A 17,757-nucleotide genomic window follows, 5' to 3' on the forward strand; every position below is an offset into this window, starting at 1 on the left:
TTAATGTAAAGAACCCCCACCCAGCCTCCCCCTCTGGAAAAGGGGAGGCTGGGTGGGGTTTGTTTCAAAACTAAACTTTATGATAAATCTCTGAACCCTTCGCCAAAAATTCTTTGGATTTTTGTTGCATCTCGGCCTCGACATCAATCATCTTGATAATATCCTTTTCACCAATAACGGAAATATCGGTGCCATGTTTTGCCGCGTAATCGCGTACTTCCTGGGTAATTTTCATAGAGCAAAACTTTGGACCACACATTGAGCAAAAGTGCGCTACTTTTGCCGATTCTTTTGGCAAGGTTTCGTCGTGATAAGAACGCGCGGTGTCCGGATCTAATCCCAAATTAAATTGATCTTCCCAGCGGAATTCAAAACGCGCTTTTGACAAGGCGTTGTCACGCAATTGCGCACCTGGGTGTCCTTTTGCCAAATCGGCAGCGTGAGCTGCAATTTTGTAGGTGATAATGCCTTCTTTTACGTCATCTTTATTGGGCAGGCCTAAATGTTCTTTTGGTGTTACGTAGCAAAGCATTGCGCAACCGTACCAGCCGATCATGGCAGCACCAATACCAGATGTAATATGGTCGTAACCTGGAGCAATATCAGTGGTCAATGGGCCAAGCGTATAGAAAGGCGCTTCGTCACATACTTCCAATTGCTTTTCCATGTTTTCTTTAATCATATGCATAGGCACATGACCTGGACCTTCAATCATCACTTGCACATCGTGCTTCCAGGCGATTTTGGTTAATTCGCCCAGGGTTTCCAACTCACCGAATTGCGCCTCATCGTTTGCATCTGCAATTGAACCTGGACGCAAGCCATCGCCTAATGAAAAACTTACGTCGTAAGCTTTCATAATTTCGCAAATTTCTTCGAAGTGGGTGTAGAGGAAGTTTTCTTTGTGATGCGCAAGACACCATTTCGCCATAATCGAACCACCACGCGACACAATACCTGTCACGCGTTTAGCCGTAAGTGGAACATAGCGCAATAAAACGCCAGCATGAATGGTGAAATAATCCACACCCTGCTCTGCTTGTTCGATCAATGTATCGCGGAAAATTTCCCACGTCAGATCTTCTGCAATACCGTTAACTTTTTCGAGTGCTTGATAAATTGGAACAGTACCAATGGGTACGTGTGAATTGCGAATAATCCACTCGCGGGTTTCGTGAATGTTTTTACCGGTGGATAAATCCATCACAGTATCTGCACCCCAACGCGCGCCCCAGGTTAATTTCTCTACTTCTTCTTCAATGGAAGAACCCAGCGCCGAATTACCGATGTTGCCGTTAATTTTCACCAGAAAGTTACGGCCAATAATCATCGGCTCCAGTTCAGGGTGATTGATATTGGCAGGAATAATCGCACGACCACGCGCTACTTCATCGCGCACAAACTCAGGAGTGATTTCATCAGGAATACTTGCACCAAAACTCATGCCAGCGTGTTGTTGATTCATTACACCCAGTTCACGCGCTTGTGCAAGCGCCATGTTTTCGCGAATCGCAATGTATTCCATTTCCGGTGTAATAATGCCGCGTTTTGCGTAATGCATTTGCGATACGTTCATGCCAGGTTTAGCGCGGCGTGGTTTGCGAGTGAGGTTAAAACGGAGTGCTGCGAGCTTTGGATCATTCAAACGAGAGTTGGTAAATTCTGAATGACTATCTTCCAAAACTTCTGTGTCATTGCGTTCTTCAATCCAGGCAGTGCGCACATCGCCCAAACCGGTACGCAAATCAATTTTTACGTTTGGATCAGTATAAGGGCCAGAGGTATCGTAAACACGTACAGGTGGATTTTTTTCACCACCAAAGTCAGTAGGCGTATCTGCCAGCGTAATTTCGCGCATAGGAACGCGAATATCAGGACGGGAACCCTGAACATACATTTTTTGCGAGCCGGTAAAAGGCTGCACGGAAGCCTGATCAACTTGCGCGCTTTCGCTCAGGATTTTTTCTACGCTGGTATTCATGGGATATCCTCAGGTTTTAACTTTTTTCTTTGATAAATAGGAATCGTCATCGCTACTAATTGCGTTAACTAGCAGGAGCAACAAGGTCCAAATTAATAAAATTTATAAAAATGATGTACGGGGCCAGATCCTTGCCCTATGTTCAATTCATTAGAATGTAATAAAGCATTGTGTAAATAATCTTTCGCTTGGGCGACAGCATCGCGCAGCGTTAAATTTTTTGCCAAACCTGCTGCAATTGCAGAGGCCAGCGTACAACCTGTGCCGTGGGTATTTTTGGTGTCTATTCGTTTAGCCCTAAACAATTCCACACCGGCATTGGTCATTAATAAATCTGTCGCATCTTCGCCGCTGGCGTGCCCGCCTTTCATCAGCACGGCTTGCGCTCCCATGGCCAGCAAGTGTTTAGCCTGCTGCTCCATTTCTACTATTGAACTGGCAACCCTGGTGTTAAGAAGCGCAGCAGCTTCTAATAGGTTGGGAGTCAGAACACTTGCGCGCGGAATCAGCTTGGTGATCAGGTTATTAATGGCATCCTCAGCGAGCAACCTATCGCCACTGGTTGCAACCATTACCGGGTCTAGCACCAAAGGAATAGAGTTATCGGCCAAGGACTCTGCGACTGCGCTGATAATATCCGCAGTCGCCAACATACCTGTTTTGATTGCACCCACCTGAATATCGCTCAACACCGATTGAATTTGAGCCTGCACAAAAGCCGGCGCAATAGGCAAAACACCTTGAACGCCACGAGTATTTTGGGCCGTTAATGAGGCAATTGCGCTACAACCGTAAACACCCAGAGCCGCAAATGTCTTTAAATCGGCTTGAATACCTGCCCCGCCACCGCTATCACTGCCAGCGATGGTCATTGCAATGGGTGTATTCGTTTTCGGATTCATGGATTTTCCGCTAACAAGCAAAAGGCGCGGAAGAGAGGTGCGGCTGAACCGCCAGTGAGAGCTCTCGTTCCCTACGCCGGTACTAACCGGATCAGGTATGCGGGTATATCTCAGCTTTGGAATCTGTATCCTAAAGCACCCCGACAAGAAGCCTCGCAGTCTATTGAACTGAGCCTTGGGTGTAAAGCAATAGGCACTCCTTATGACTCACTAATCTAGCCTCATCCAGCTTTATCCCGGCAACACCGGTTTTTGAATCAGACTTCCGATCAAATCGAGCCAAGCCTATAGAGGACAGGCGAAGTTCATGACAAGCGCGCTAAATGCTGCTTACATTTGTAACTACACCCTCTGCTGACAAGTGTTTACCCTTTTTAACCTGTTGATTAGCCTCAAAGCTCGACCAGTAACACCCAACCCGCTAAACTCGGCCTTTAAATTTACGAGTGAATCCAAACCCTGCGGATCTGCGTCTAAGCTAGAGCTTACATAAGTGGGGCTTCATAAGTTTGCAGCTCAAGCTGTACATTTTTTTACCTGATTTGTTTACCCATATACACCGGAATCTTTTACCCTCAGGATTTTTTATGAAAGAGTCGTTCTCTATGAAAAAGTCAAAGCTTTATCTGGCTATTGGTCTGCTTGCATTCGCCCCATTTGGAGCCAGTGCTAATACCTTGTTGGAAATTTACGAACTCGCGCTCAAAAACGATGCGCAAATTAAAGCTGACAAAGCCGGCTACGAAGCAAATAAAGAGTACGCTGCTATTGCCCGTGCAGGTTTGCTGCCACAAGTGAACGCTCGATATAACTACAGCGATGCCAAGGGCGATTACACAGAAACTCCCGTGTCTACTCGTATTGGAGAAACAAACAGCAAAACTAAGGACTGGGGCATTACCTTGGACCAACCTCTGTTCAACATGTCTGCCTGGTACGACTACAAAAAAGGCCAGAAATTAAGCGAGCAAGCTGAAGCCCTATACGGTGCTGATCAGCAAAGCCTTATAGTTCGTGTGGCCAGCGCCTACTTCAATGTTTTGCGCTCGGTGGATAAATTGGAAACCAGCATCGCAGAACAAAATGCATTTGCGCACCAACTCGACCAGGTTAAACAACGTTTTGATGTAGGCCTGGTTGCCATTACCGATGTACACGAAGCACAAGCTGCTTATGACAGTGCTCTCGCAGCAACTTTAGAAGCGCGCGGTAGCCTTAGCATTAGCTATGAAGCTCTTGAAGTGTTAACCGGTAAACCAGAAGATCAAATCGCTCCACTGTCTGATAAATTTCCAGTTGTAACCCCAACGCCTGCTGACCGTGCGGAATGGGTTAACTTTGCGCTAAAAAACAACTACAACTTGAAAGCAGCAAAATTCAATTCTGAAGCTGCCGAGAATAATGCAAGCGCGGCACGTGCGGATCATTTGCCAACGATCACTGCAAGCCTTGGCCGCACCAAAAGAAATGTAGATGGTGATTTTGAAAGTTCACGCTTTGAAAACGAGAACGAAGGTTCATCAGTGAGCGTAGGTGTAAACATTCCTATTTTCAGTGGTCTGCGTACCTCAAGCCTTGCGCGTCAAGCCGTATCTTTGGGCCTGCAAGCACAAGAGCAACTGAATAGCACTCAACGCAATACCATTCAAAATACACGCGCATTGCATTTGTCAGTAGAAACGGATGTGGCGCGCGTTACAGCTCGCAAGCAAGCCACCATTTCCAACCAAAGTGCGTTGGAAGCAACTCAAGCCGGCTATGAAGTAGGCACACGTAACCTGGTTGAAGTTTTGCAAGCGCAAAGCAAACTTTACCAGGCTCGTCGCGACTACTCGAATGCGCTTTACGATTACGTTATCGACACCATTAGATTACGTGAAGTTGCGGGCATGCTTACACCGGCCGACGTACAAGAAGTTGACAAATGGTTACAAGACGGCGCGCCCGTTGTTCGCTCCAAATACGAAAAGTAATTTTCGAACAATAAAAAAACCGCGCACTGCGCGGTTTTTTTATTTCTGTATTAATGACGCGATTAATTTCTAATTCAACACAATGAAAAGGAAATAATATGAACATCAATAGACGCCTAATTACAAGATCAATAATTACAGGATCAATAGTTAAAAGATTAATAGTTACGAGATTAATAGTTACAGCATCAATAATTAAACCGCTCGTTAGCCTTACCTTTCTACATTTACTTTTTTTGAGCACTTACACGCTAGCCGATGCAACCGCAATTCCATCTGATCCCAAAGCAATACCAGCTGCCAAAGCTGTACAGGCTTATCTGGCTGCACTCACCAACGAAAAAACATCAGGCGTTATCGCGGGTCAAAATATCGGGCACAGCGACGACATAAGCAATACAACTGGCCTTTCAGGCTTTATCCCCTTAATCACTGAATTGGAAAATCACACTGGGGAACTACCCGGAATTGTCGGCGTGGATTACGAACACAATCACATTGCAACGCCTGATGGGTTACGTAGAGTAAATACTTATTTAATTGATTACTGGAACAAAGGCGGGCTAATTACCATCAATTGGTCGCCACAAAATCCCTGGTGGAATGACGAAGCCAAGGTGGAACAAAATCCCGGCAAATGGACTTACACGCGCAGTAACGGCGGCGATATGAGCAAAGTCGATCTGCGGGAATTAGTAAATCCTAAATCGCCCGCCCGTGTTATTTGGTTGCGCAAATTAGAGCGCATTGCAACAGCGTTAATTGAATTACAAAATGCAGGTGTAGTAGTTTTGTGGCGACCAATGCAAGAAATGAATGGTAATTGGTTTTGGTGGGGAATTGACTGCAAGCCACAAGATGCAGATTCCTATATCGCCCTGTGGCGCGACATGTACACTTATTTTACGCAAACCAAAGGCTTACATAATTTGTTATGGGTGTTTTCGCCCAACCAAAGTCCAAACTTATTTGAGCGTTCAATTATTAAGCCACCCATGTATCGCTACCCAGGCGATAGCTATGTTGATATTTTTGCAGGCACGGCTTACAACAACGAGCTGGTAATAAAAGATTACGAACTCTTTAAGCAATCTGGAAAACCTATTGCCATCGCAGAGTTTGGTCCCAGAGCCGGTGAAACTATTAGCAGACAAGGTACTCTGGATACACGTTTATATCAGCAAAACTTGCAGAAGGATTATCCAGCGATAGCTTATTGGGTAAGTTGGTCAAGCTGGAGCAACGGTGATGGCACACAAGAGAATCAAGCTCTTGTTCATAATAAAAATGCCAAACAATTGTTAACCAGCGCTGCAGTGATTACGCGCAAGGGCATTGACTGGAAAAATTATTTAACAACCAAATAAGATTGAATCGGAAAAAAATTGAATCGAACAAAAAGGCCATGATGAAAACATGGCCTTTTTTACACACATCAATTTAAAGAAACTGTTCAATTATACCGATTGATTTCGCCAGAGCACCGCGATTTTCATTCGCTACTTGCAACGCAGAATTTCCGCGTTTTTGTCGCTCGCGTTCATCCTCAGCCAAAAATTTAACAGCTGTTGCTAGCTCGCTTGACGAAGGCACCAATTGCAATGCGCCCGCTTCAGTTAAAAGCTTCGCTACTTCTGCAAAATTAAACACATGAGGACCGCTTAACAACGGTAGAGCCCATGCGGCAGGCTCGATAAAATTATGCCCTCCGTTTGGTACTAGGCTACCGCCTACAAACGCTATGTCGCTAGCGCCAAACATTAACAACAACTCGCCCATAGTATCGCCAAGAATTATCTCGGTATTGTGGGCGAATGTTTTCTCACTACGACGAGCCAAAACATGACCACGATTTACGCAGAGGTTCGCAACACTATTAAATCGTTCAGGATGACGCGGCACCAAAATCAAACGTAAGTTTGATACAGACTTTTGCTTAAGTTGCGAAAAAGCATCAAGGATAATTTCATCCTCACCCTGGTGAGTGCTAGCGGCAATCCACAGCACGTATTTTTCATCTTGCGACCACTCTCGCTTCAACTCAGCCGCGCGAGCGCGCAAGTCGTCACTAATAGTTAAATCAAACTTAATGCTGCCTGTAACTTCTGTGTTGATTGCAGGCAAGCCTATGCGATTAAAACGTGCAGCATCTACTTTGTTTTGAACTAGGGCTTTAGTGAGGCTTTGTAACATGGGGCGAGTCAACCCAGAAAATTTCTCGTAGCCACGTGCCGATTTTTCAGACATACGCCCATTTATCAAAAGTGCAGGAATATTATTTTTTTTACACGCGGCAATCGTATTCGGCCACAACTCTGTTTCCATAATAAGCAAAACTGAAGGCTTCACTCGTTGAATAAAGCGCGCTAACACATCCGGCAAATCGTAAGGCGCGTACACATGAAAAACACTTTCGCCCAAACTCGCATGCACTCGCTCAGAACCCGTTGGTGTTGTAGTGGTAACAACCAATTGCAAATCATCACGCATTTGCAATTGACGGATTAACGGCAAAGCGGCAATAAATTCGCCTACAGATACAGTATGCAACCAAACAACTTTCTTCTCTGCTGCCAAGGGGGCAAAAAAAGCAAAGCGTTCGCTCCAGCGTTTTGCATAGGCTGGAGCGGCAATTGCCCGCCATAAAAGGCGCAGCAAAATAAAAGGCACGGCACAATAAAATATCAGGGTGTAAACAAAACGCATTTTTATACCTTAGTAAAAGCCTTCCAAGTTACCACTTCATTTTCTGCTTAATAAAAGAGGTCAACTTCTCTGCGTTAACTTGATGATGTTTTACACGCGGATGTGCGCCATAACCGGTAAAGTCAAAAAACACTGTATCCATTTTTTCTTTTGGATTTTCCTGTTTGATTCGAGCAACAGCAGTGGTGATATAACCCGGCCATTTTGAACCCTCTTTAGTTGCATCCATACTGCCCAAGGCGCATACGATATAAGCTTTGGGATATTTACCGCGAATAGTCTTTACGAAATCAACATAAGCCTGGATACGTTGTTCATCCGTAGGATTAGGATTCATACGATGCTCACGGTCCGTCAACCAGCTATCGTTTTGAAATAAATTAATCACAACGACATCAGGTGTCCAACTAGAGAAATCCCATTTAGTGTCGTTATCACCTACTGCATTCAGCTGATCATAAAATTGCGGCATGATAAAAGGAAACCAGCTAATCATAATACCAATGCCGCTTTGTGAGGTTACATGCAGTTCCGCATTCAGGTTGCGCGCGGTAATGGCATCGTAGGCCATAAAATTATTTTTATCTTTTAATAAATGATCCGGCCCATCATCAGGGGATTCGTTACCCATGCCGCTGGTGATTGAGTCACCAAAGAATTCAATTTTGCGTTTTAAACGCGCAGGTGGCGTCAATAATTTTCCGTCATCTGCCAGCTCAATAGCTTTTACAGTAGTCGCACCTTCTTCACCCTCTGTGCGCTTGGTAATAAGAAAGCTGTGTTTACCCGCGGCAAGCTTATCGCTCACCAAATAGGTTTTTTCACCTTGCACGGCTTGAATAATTACGGGATGTTGCAAATCGCCATCCACAAACACATTAAAAAAGTTTTTGCCAAGTTGATCATCAAGAGTTATCGCCAAATAGGTTCCCGTGAAATTTCCAGCAATGCTGGTTCCTGGCCAGGATATTTGTGGTGCATCAGGTTTGGTCAGGTCAATTCGACCCGTATATTGCAAATATTTATCGCCACCAGAGATTTTAGTTACTGCAAACGCAGGAACTATAAAGGTGGACGCACAGATCGCCAATAAACAACGCGTTAATAACTTGGAAGGACTCATAAATAACTTGAAAGGATTCATATTGTAATTTTCCTAAGTGACAGGCCTTTTTAGATTTTGGGTAACTTATTCTAGTCGAAGATTATCCAGGTAAATAATGCGGCTCTCCGGGAGTTTGCCTACAAAAATTTCAACCCAGGTGATGTGCGATAGATCCATTAGTCTTCCAGCAGGTGCGTGTTCAATCGCGTCCATAGAATAGCTGAGATGATTCCAACCGGGTTTGAGTTGAAAACTTGTGTTAAATCTATCTTTCATTGCCCATTGGGTTAGCCCGTGCTGGACATCATTTACCCGTACCGTCATATAAAACGATGTTGAATCTGGATTATAAATATCAAAACCAAATTGTTTAAAGCCTCGCCAATCTTGCTGGAGGCGGCTGAATTTTATGCCTGAATAATTTTTGGGTGACAATACCACTTTTAATGAATATTCACCTTGCGTGCGATATTGCGTTGAACGCTCGTCTTCTTTTTTGCCCCAATAGGACTCTATAACAGATTCAAAACCCACCAAAAGCGGAAATTCATGTCGCGCCCGAGCTTCGTACCAGGACTCCATAAAAACTGCAGTAATATTGGGAATCAAAAGTACTGTGGCAAAAACACGCCCTAACAAAACCCATTTGGTGCTGCGCTGAAGCCAAAATAATCCCAGCCAAGTACCGGTTAAATCGCGGAGCAGATCATCCCAATTACCATCGCGCCCAATACTCGCCTGTATAACTTCAATAAGACCACCGGCAAAAAAAACAGTGGCGGTAATAATAAGCGCCACGCGCCAATTATTGACATCTACTTTTCTACTAATGAGAACGACCAAAGCAATAAAGAAGACAACATGCCCGCAATCCCAAATCGCACTTAACAAGCTGCTTGAAGACTCTAATGTGCCACCCAGAAAGAAAAAGGGAAAAGCTCCAACAAGAATAAACAACGGCAAAATTCGAGTTAATTTGTGTACAGCAAACTTGAACATACTAATATCTGGAATCACCCATACCGTTGAATTGCTTTGCAAGATTAGTGGCGTAATTATCGGTCATACCGCTGATAAAATCGATCACTGCCATCAATGCTAAATATTTATAATTTTTGTCGCGCTTACTCACGTTAGGGTGAAAGTTATTATCGCCAATCAACGCCATTACACGATTGTCTTTATAAGTCATTTGGCCTGGATCGCCGAGTGACGCATATACGGCGCTACAAATCGTACTCAACAAAGTACCTATCACAGCATAAGCACCAATTTCCAATTCAACGCGACGCGAATGGTTAAAAATTTTCTGCTTCGCCAAATCTTTTGCGGCTTGCACAGCAGTCATCACTTTTGGATCGCACAGGGAAATTAAATCCCCCTCCACACTGCCCTGCAAAAAAGCCTCCTGATGTTTAATAAATGCATCTGTGCCAGCATTTATAAATGCATCTATCACTTTACCGCGCACCAACGCCGGCTTGCGGCCATCATTAACTTTTTTAAGGGTGCGCTCCAAATCAGCTAGCTGTGGAGAATCTGCAATTACGGGGCGCAGCAATTCATAAATTTCATTCCAGTTGAGAATGCCCATTTCAAGGCCATCTTCCAAATCAATAATGCCGTAACAAAAATCGTCTGCGGCCTCCATTAAATAAACCAATGGGTGACGACAATACCAGTTTTTACCTTTTTCAATTAAACCGGTTTTTGCAGCAATTTCATGAAAGTAGCCCAGCTCTGATTGAAACACGCCATATTTATTATTTTTGGGGCGATGATTTAAAACCGTCGCAGTTGAGCACCAGGGATATTTCATTGAAGACGCGAGCGTTGCATAGGTTAGGCGCATACCTTCGTGATACTGGTGATATTCCGAGGTTGTAAGCACACGTAAACCCTGCGCGTTACCTTCAAATACGCGAATATCATCTCGCTCTTCTGGCGATAAATCCGCTAAAAATTCCGCACCTTCTTTTTGAAACCAACTGCGAATCGCATCCTCACCTGTATGACCAAACGGCGGATTGCCAATGTCGTGCGCAAGACAGGTTGCTTGAACTATGTCGCCAATATCTGTTGGCCAAATATGATCAGGCAAATCACCTGCATCTTTTAATGCTTGCCCAACACGTATGCCCAAAGTGCGCCCTACGCAGGCGACCTCCAGGCTGTGCGTCATGCGGTTGTGGATGTGGTCATTAGTTGCAAGCGGATGAACCTGAGTTTTGCGCGCCAGCCGACGAAATGCACCGGAAAAAATAATTTTGTCGTGATCCGAGTGAAAAGGCGAGCGCCCTTCTTCGTGCTTCGCCGTTCGCTTACCCAAGCGCTCTGCGCAAAGCAGTTGATTCCAATTCATTGTCATAGGTATCTACAACCTTGTTGATCTATCGATAAACTTTTAACAACTGGCGCACCAGTTTGGTTCTTAAAAAAAATTCCATCGCACAATATAAGCGCACTAAATCTTTATCAATCTTGTATTTCTTAAAATCCAAGATACTCCGATGCATATTTAACTTATTGTTTTATCTTGTAATTATTCATTGTATCAGACCAATTCGAGCCGCTTAATTTTTCTTGGCATAGTTACTGCAAAATCCTGAAAAAGCAATCTTGTATTCAAGATGGTATTTAAGATTTTAGAGCAGGAACAATAATGACAAGCACTCTAGGCTGGACAATTAGTGAATGGCTTGAAGCCTATCGCAGCCAAGCAATCAATGCACGTGAAGCACTCCATGCAGTGCGCGCCCAATTAGATTCCAGCGACCCAGCCTGGATTTATATCGTCTCTGCGGCCGAGCTGGACGCACAAATTGATGCTCTTGGCGCTACCGATCTTCCTTTATATGGAATTCCCTTCGCAGTAAAAGACAACATAGACGTTGCGGGCACGCCCACAACTGCGGCTTGCCCTGCATTTACCTATATTCCCGGCAAAGATGCCACCACTATTGCACGCTTGAAAGCAGCGGGAGCAGTTGTGATTGGCAAAACCAACCTGGATCAATTTGCTACTGGTCTTGTGGGCACGCGGTCACCTTACGGTGCCGTGCCCAACTCTTTTAAGGCCGATTATGTTTCCGGTGGCTCAAGCTCCGGTTCGGGCGTTGTAGTCGCGCGCGGTTTGGTGCCATTTAGTTTGGGAACAGATACCGCAGGTTCGGGTCGGGTACCCGCAGGGTTCAACAATATCGTAGGTCTTAAACCCACCAAGGGCCGCTTTAGTACATCAGGCGTCGTACCGGCATGTCGCAGTCTCGACTGCGTATCGATTTTCTCATTAACCGTTAATGATGCCGAAACAGTCGCATCAGTTTTGGAAGCGTTTGACAGCACAGACGGATATTCCCGCCAGGCCCCAAGCGCACCCATTTATTTTTCCAGCAAGCCCCGTTTCGGTATTCCAAAAAATCCGGAGTGGTTTGGTGATAAAAACGCTGAGCTTGCATGGGAAAAATCCCTCGAAAAATTGCAAGCTTTCGGTGCTGAGCTCACGCCAATTGATTTCACACCCATGTCCACATTAGCCAAGCTTCTTTATGGCGGCCCTTGGGTGGCAGAACGACATGCAGCTATAGCTGAATTTATGGCAGAACATGCCGATGATATGAATTCAGTGGTGCGCGGCATTATTGAAAAAGCCGAAAACTTTTCTGCAACTGATACCTATCGCAGTGAATATGAGCGCGCCGATTTAGCACGCGAAATTCAATTGTTGATGAGCAGCGTAGATGCTTTATTAGTACCGACTTCACCGCGCCATCCCACTATCGCGGAAGTAGAAGCAGATCCGGTCACGGTTAACAGCCAATTAGGAACCTACACCAATTTTGTCAATTTAGCTGATTGCTCAGCGCTCGCCCTACCAGCCGTTATGCGCGATGACATGCTTCCTTTTGGGATCACTTTGATTGCCCCCGCATGGCAGGACGCAACACTCGCCGCGTTCGGTAAACAGTGGCAAAACTTTATTCAATTGCCCCTCGGAAAAACTGAAAAACCAACTCCAGAATTTATTCCAAGCAAAACTGCTCCTGCAGGTTATGTACGCCTCGCCGTCGTCGGCGCACATCTCACTGGTATGCCGCTGAATGTTCAATTGCAAGAACGCAAAGCTATTTTTGTGGAAAGCACTTTCACATCCAATTCTTACCGTTTATTTGCACTCCCCAATACAACTCCACCAAAACCTGGATTAATTCGCGGCAAAACTGGCGAAACCGGTGCAGAAATTATTGTGGAACTGTGGGACGTGCCACTAGAAAAATTTGGCAGCTTTGTAGCACTTATTCCAGCACCGCTCGGAATAGGCACGCTCAGTTTAAAAGATGGCCGTGAAGTGAAAGGTTTTATTTGCGAAGGCGCTGCCGTTGAAGGCGCAACTGATATTACGCATTTGGGTGGATGGCGCGCCTATATCAAATCGTTACAGAAATAACTGCACTCACAAAAAGCAAAACAGAAAACCATACAGAGTCGGAGAAGGAACATGTTTCATACAGTCTTAATCGCAAACCGCGGCGAAATTGCGGTACGAATTGCTAAAACGCTGAAAAAGATGGGCGTTAAATCAGTTGCGATTTATTCCGATGCCGACCGCAACTCTGCACATGTGACTGCATGTGATCTAGCTGTGTGCCTGGGCGGCAACACCGCCGCAGAAAGTTATTTGCAAGCAGACCGTATTCTTGCGGCTGCCAAAGAAACCGGTGCACAAGCGATTATTCCCGGCTACGGCTTCCTCTCAGAAAATGCGAAATTTGCAGAGCAATGCGAAGCAGAAGGTATTGCGTTCTGTGGACCAACGCCAGATCAAATGCGTCAATTTGGTTTAAAACATACCTCCCGTGAAATTGCAGAAAAAGCTGGCGTACCACTCACACCGGGCACTGGTTTATTAAACTCAATTGAAGAAGCTATTTCATCAGCCGCCAAACTAGGCTACCCCGTTATGCTGAAAAGCACTGCTGGTGGTGGTGGCATTGGTTTAACGCGCTGTAACAGCGAAGAAGAATTAACCAATGCTTACGAAAGCGTAAAACGCTTAGGGCAAAACTTTTTTAGCGACAGCGGCGTTTTCCTTGAGCGTTTTGTCGATAACGCCCGCCATGTTGAAGTACAAATCTTTGGCGACGGCTTGGGCAATGTATTAGCTCTCGGCGAACGCGATTGTTCACTGCAACGTCGCAACCAAAAAGTTGTTGAGGAAACACCCGCGCCCAATTTACCTGCCGCAACACGCGATAAATTATTAGCCGCATCACAAAGCCTTGGCGAAGCAGTTAAATACCGCTCCGCTGGCACAGTGGAATATATTTACGACGCCGCACGCGATGCGTTTTATTTTTTGGAAGTAAATACCCGTTTACAAGTTGAACATCCCATCACTGAAGCTTGCACTGGTGTCGATTTAGTTGAATGGATGATTTTAACTGCAGCGGGAATGCCGCCTTCATTTGATATAGATATCACACCTAAAGGCGCAGCCATTGAAGTTCGCTTATATGCAGAAGATCCCGTGCGCGATTTCCAACCATCGCCCGGTGTATTAACTGATGTTTTATTTTCTGATTCCGCACGTAATGACACTTGGGTTTCTACAGGCACAGAGGTATCGCCCTACTACGACCCCATGATTGCAAAAATTATTGTACATGGAACAGATCGTGTTGATGCCATCAACAAAATGCAAGCTGCGTTAAATGAAACGTGTATGGCCGGCATAGCAACCAATCTTGATTATTTGCGCCAAATTATTTCATCGGACTTTTTTGGCAATGGCGACGTAGCCACCAACAAACTCGCAAGCTTTGAATACAAAGCGCCTGTGGTTGAAGTAATCCAACCCGGCACTTACACCAGCGTACAAGATTATCCTGGACGTGTTGGTTTATGGAGTGTTGGCGTTCCACCATCAGGCCCAATGGATGATTATGCATTCCGTTTGGCCAACCGTATTGTCGGCAATCATGAAAGCGCAGCCGCATTAGAAATTACTTTAATTGGCCCCAAATTGCGCTTTCATAGTGATGCAATTATTTCACTCACCGGCGCAAAATCATCCGCAAAATTAGATGGCGAATTAATTTCATTCTGGGCACCAGTTCCCGTAAAAGCCGGACAAATTCTTGAAGTTGGTAAAGCAGAATCCGGTTGCAGAAGTTATCTTGCAATACGCAATGGATTCGATGTGCCGGTCTATTTAGGTAGCCGCTCCACATTTGCTCTCGGCCAATTCGGTGGTCACGCTGGTCGCACACTGCGCGCAACCGACATGCTCGCCATCAGCAATCCAACTATTGCCGCGTGCACAACACCAGCTCCGGTTTACGCAGCATCTGCTGCACCTACAGAATTAATTCCAACCTACCCTGACAATCATGAATGGGAAATTGGTGTGCTCTACGGGCCACATGGCGCGCCAGATTTTTTCACGCAAGATGCAATTGATATGTTTTTCTCCACCGCGTGGGAAGTGCACTACAACTCCAACCGCTTGGGTATTCGTTTAAATGGCCCCAAACCAACCTGGACTCGTAGTGACGGTGGCGAAGCAGGATTGCATCCGTCCAACATTCACGATACCGAATACGCTGTCGGCTCAATTAATTTTACCGGCGACATGCCTGTAATCCTCACCAAAGACGGCCCCAGCCTTGGCGGATTTGTTTGCCCGGTTACTATTATAAAAGCAGAGTTGTGGAAAGTCGGCCAGGTTAAACCCGGCGATAAAATTCGTTTCAAACGTTTGAGTTTTGATGCAGCACTCGCACTCGAATTAGCTGCAGATAAGGCGATTGAAACCTTAACAGCGCAAACCAGTGTTGTGTTGCCTGCAATCGTCAAACCAGAAAATACCATTTCAGAATGTATTGTTGCTGCGTTACCTGCTACAGCTAAACGCCCACTGGTGAGTTATCGCCAAGCTGGTGACAAATATATTCTGCTGGAATACGGCGACAATATTTTAGAGTTAAGTTTACGTTTACGCGTTTACGCGTTGATGGAAGCCTTAAAAGCATCGCCCATTAATGGCGTGATCGAATTGTCGCCTGGCGTTCGTTCCCTGCAAATTAATTACGACAGCCGCGTGATTCATCAACAAGATTTGATCGCCAAATTATTGGTGATTGAAGAAACACTGAGCGATGCGCGCGATGTAAAAGTACCCAGCCGCATTGTGTATATGCCAATGGCATTTGAAGATTCGGCAACGCTCGATGCAGTATCACGTTACCGCCAATCCGTACGGGACAAAGCGCCGTGGTTGCCCAGCAATACCGAATTTATGCGTCGCATTAACGGTCTTGATTCCGTTGCGCAAGTTAAACAAATTATTTTTGACACCAGTTACATGGTGCTCGGCTTGGGCGACGTATATCTCGGTGCTCCTTGTGCGGTTCCCGTTGATCCGCGCCATCGCTTATTAACCTCCAAATACAACCCGGCTCGCACTTATACCGCAGAAGGTACTGTTGGCATCGGCGGTGTTTACATGTGTATCTACGGAATGGATTCACCCGGTGGTTATCAATTAGTAGGTCGCACTTTGCCAATTTGGAATAAATTTTTGAAGAATTCCGACTTCGGTAATGGTGAACCCTGGCTGTTGAAATTCTTTGACCGCGTGCGCTACTACGAAGTTAGCGAAGATGAATTAACTGCACAGCGCGAAGCTTTCCGCGAAGGAAAATTAAACCTGCGCATTGAAGAAAGTTTCTTCAGCCTTGCCGAGCACGAACAATTCCTGCAGGAAAACGCAACCAGCATTGCTGATTTTAAATCCAAACAACAAGCCGCATTCACCAAGGAAGTTGCACTGTGGCAAGCAGACGAAGAAGCCCAAGTTGATGCAGCATTGCAAGTAAAAATAAATACCAACCCCATTGATGTAGACGGTCATGCCGTGACTGCAGATATCAGCGGGAATATTTGGAAACTCCTGGTAGAACCAGGACAGCTGGTAGAAGTTGACCAACCGCTATTGATTGTTGAAGCCATGAAAATGGAATTCTCAATTTACGCAGATCGCGCAGCCAAAGTGAGCTCAATTCACTGCGCGCCCGGCAAGCAAGTCAACGCAGGTGATTTACTGGTAGTACTTGAAGAAGATTGACCTTTTTTAGAAATACACGAATTAGGAATCGAAAAACTAGAAAGCAGCGAATTAAAAGCAGACATCGAAGAAGACGAGCAAGCAACACACTTTAATGAGCGACTATAGATCGCTCAAAACTCGGAAGATGTTATGAAATTAATTAAAAACGAAAAAAAGAAGAAAGCTGATGAACCGCGCCCAAATTTAACGGAGCGCATTTACCAGCAGCTAAAGCAGGATATTTTTACCTTCCGTTTATTACCGGGAGACCGCTTTAGTGAAAACGAAATTGCCGAACGTGTAGAGGCAAGCCGCACCCCCGTGCGTGAAGCCCTAACACGCTTGCAACGCGAAGGTTTTGTAGATGTATCTTTTCGCAGCGGCTGGCAAGTAAAACCGTTTGACTTCAAGCAATTTGAACAGCTCTACGACGTGCGGATCGTATTGGAATTAGCGGCCGTTAAAAAATTGTGCGAAATGGAACCAGGGCCCAATCTGGAAGATTTAAAAAGAATCTGGCTGGTTCCGACTGAAGATCGATTGGAAGATGGCCCAACGGTTTGTGCGCTGGACGAACGCTTCCATGAACAATTAATTGAGGCAACCGGCAATATGGAGATGGCACGGATCCATCACGATATTACCGAGCGCTTGCGAATTGTGCGCCGTATCGACTTTACACAAAAATTGCGCATCCAGGCGACCTACGATGAACACGCGAAAATATTGCGCACGATTATCGAACGCCGCACTGAAGACGTAAAAAGTTATTTAAAAACCCATATTGAAGCCAGTAAAGCAGAAGTGCGCAAAATTACTTTGCACATGCTTTACGAAGCAAAACACCAGCAGTCAGAAAATTAGATTTGTAGTTTAAAAAATTGCAACAAACCGGTTTCACCACCGACAAGGAAGAAAGACATTGTTGCGTACAAATAGAAGGCAGCCCGTGAATTTTTCACAAAACTGTCAGCGTTACCGGA

11 protein-coding genes and 1 riboswitch are annotated in these 17,757 nt (G+C 45.3%); of the genes, 5 read left to right on the forward strand and 6 right to left on the reverse strand.

The genetic code is table 11. From position 1 onward, the window contains the following. Window positions 1-70: 70 nt before the first annotated feature. Window positions 71-1,981, reverse strand: a complete 1,911-nt coding sequence (thiC, locus tag IE104_RS10345) for a phosphomethylpyrimidine synthase ThiC (RefSeq protein WP_229837772.1) — start codon at window positions 1,979-1,981, stop codon at window positions 71-73. 92 nt (window positions 1,982-2,073) lie between these two features. Continuing rightward, window positions 2,074-2,883 carry a bifunctional hydroxymethylpyrimidine kinase/phosphomethylpyrimidine kinase gene (thiD, locus tag IE104_RS10350; protein WP_189418059.1) on the reverse strand — a complete coding sequence of 270 codons (810 nt, stop codon included), beginning with the start codon at window positions 2,881-2,883 and terminating at the stop codon, window positions 2,074-2,076. 51 nt (window positions 2,884-2,934) lie between these two features. Further along, a riboswitch (TPP riboswitch) is annotated at window positions 2,935-3,036 on the reverse strand. A gap of 434 nt (window positions 3,037-3,470) precedes the next feature. Here thiD and IE104_RS10355 point away from each other — a divergent pair. Both IE104_RS10355 and IE104_RS10360 read left to right on the forward strand, forming a co-directional pair. After that, window positions 3,471-4,856, forward strand: a complete 1,386-nt coding sequence (locus IE104_RS10355) for a TolC family outer membrane protein (protein WP_229837773.1) — start codon at window positions 3,471-3,473, stop codon at window positions 4,854-4,856. Window positions 4,857-5,092: 236 nt separating this feature from the next. Then, window positions 5,093-6,223: a glycoside hydrolase family 26 protein gene (locus tag IE104_RS10360; protein ID WP_189418060.1), complete on the forward strand. Its 1,131-nt coding sequence runs from the start codon at window positions 5,093-5,095 to the stop codon at window positions 6,221-6,223. 73 nt (window positions 6,224-6,296) lie between these two features. On the opposite strand, the gene waaA is transcribed toward IE104_RS10360, so the two are convergent. Genes waaA through IE104_RS10380 form a run of 4 tightly spaced genes read right to left on the reverse strand, consistent with a single transcriptional unit; the run spans window position 6,297 to window position 11,035 of the window. Beyond that, window positions 6,297-7,562 (reverse strand): lipid IV(A) 3-deoxy-D-manno-octulosonic acid transferase, encoded by a 1,266-nt coding sequence (gene waaA / locus IE104_RS10365; RefSeq protein ID WP_189418061.1) that lies wholly within the window; start codon window positions 7,560-7,562, stop codon window positions 6,297-6,299. Between the two features lie 28 nt (window positions 7,563-7,590). Then, window positions 7,591-8,706, reverse strand: a complete 1,116-nt coding sequence (locus IE104_RS10370) for an SGNH/GDSL hydrolase family protein (RefSeq protein WP_229837774.1) — start codon at window positions 8,704-8,706, stop codon at window positions 7,591-7,593. Between the two features lie 45 nt (window positions 8,707-8,751). Further along, window positions 8,752-9,666, reverse strand: a complete 915-nt coding sequence (locus IE104_RS10375; protein WP_189418062.1) for a VanZ family protein — start codon at window positions 9,664-9,666, stop codon at window positions 8,752-8,754. Window position 9,667: 1 nt separating this feature from the next. Then, the gene (locus tag IE104_RS10380; protein WP_229837775.1) at window positions 9,668-11,035 is read right to left on the reverse strand and encodes a deoxyguanosinetriphosphate triphosphohydrolase; all 1,368 of its coding nucleotides are present in this window, start codon (window positions 11,033-11,035) and stop codon (window positions 9,668-9,670) included. A gap of 294 nt (window positions 11,036-11,329) precedes the next feature. Between IE104_RS10380 and atzF the strand changes: the two genes are divergently transcribed. From atzF to IE104_RS10395, 3 genes are all read left to right on the forward strand, one after another. Then, window positions 11,330-13,114 (forward strand): allophanate hydrolase, encoded by a 1,785-nt coding sequence (gene atzF / locus IE104_RS10385; RefSeq protein WP_189418063.1) that lies wholly within the window; start codon window positions 11,330-11,332, stop codon window positions 13,112-13,114. A 51-nt stretch (window positions 13,115-13,165) separates the two neighbouring features. Then, window positions 13,166-16,792 carry an urea carboxylase gene (gene uca, locus IE104_RS10390; RefSeq protein WP_189418064.1) on the forward strand — a complete coding sequence of 1,209 codons (3,627 nt, stop codon included), beginning with the start codon at window positions 13,166-13,168 and terminating at the stop codon, window positions 16,790-16,792. A 132-nt stretch (window positions 16,793-16,924) separates the two neighbouring features. Further along, window positions 16,925-17,638, forward strand: coding sequence for a GntR family transcriptional regulator (locus tag IE104_RS10395; protein ID WP_189418065.1), 714 nt, complete (start codon window positions 16,925-16,927; stop codon window positions 17,636-17,638). Window positions 17,639-17,757: the final 119 nt, after the last annotated feature.

This window comes from Cellvibrio zantedeschiae (assembly GCF_014652535.1).
In the GTDB taxonomy this organism is placed as follows: Bacteria; Pseudomonadota; Gammaproteobacteria; order Pseudomonadales; family Cellvibrionaceae; genus Cellvibrio; species Cellvibrio zantedeschiae.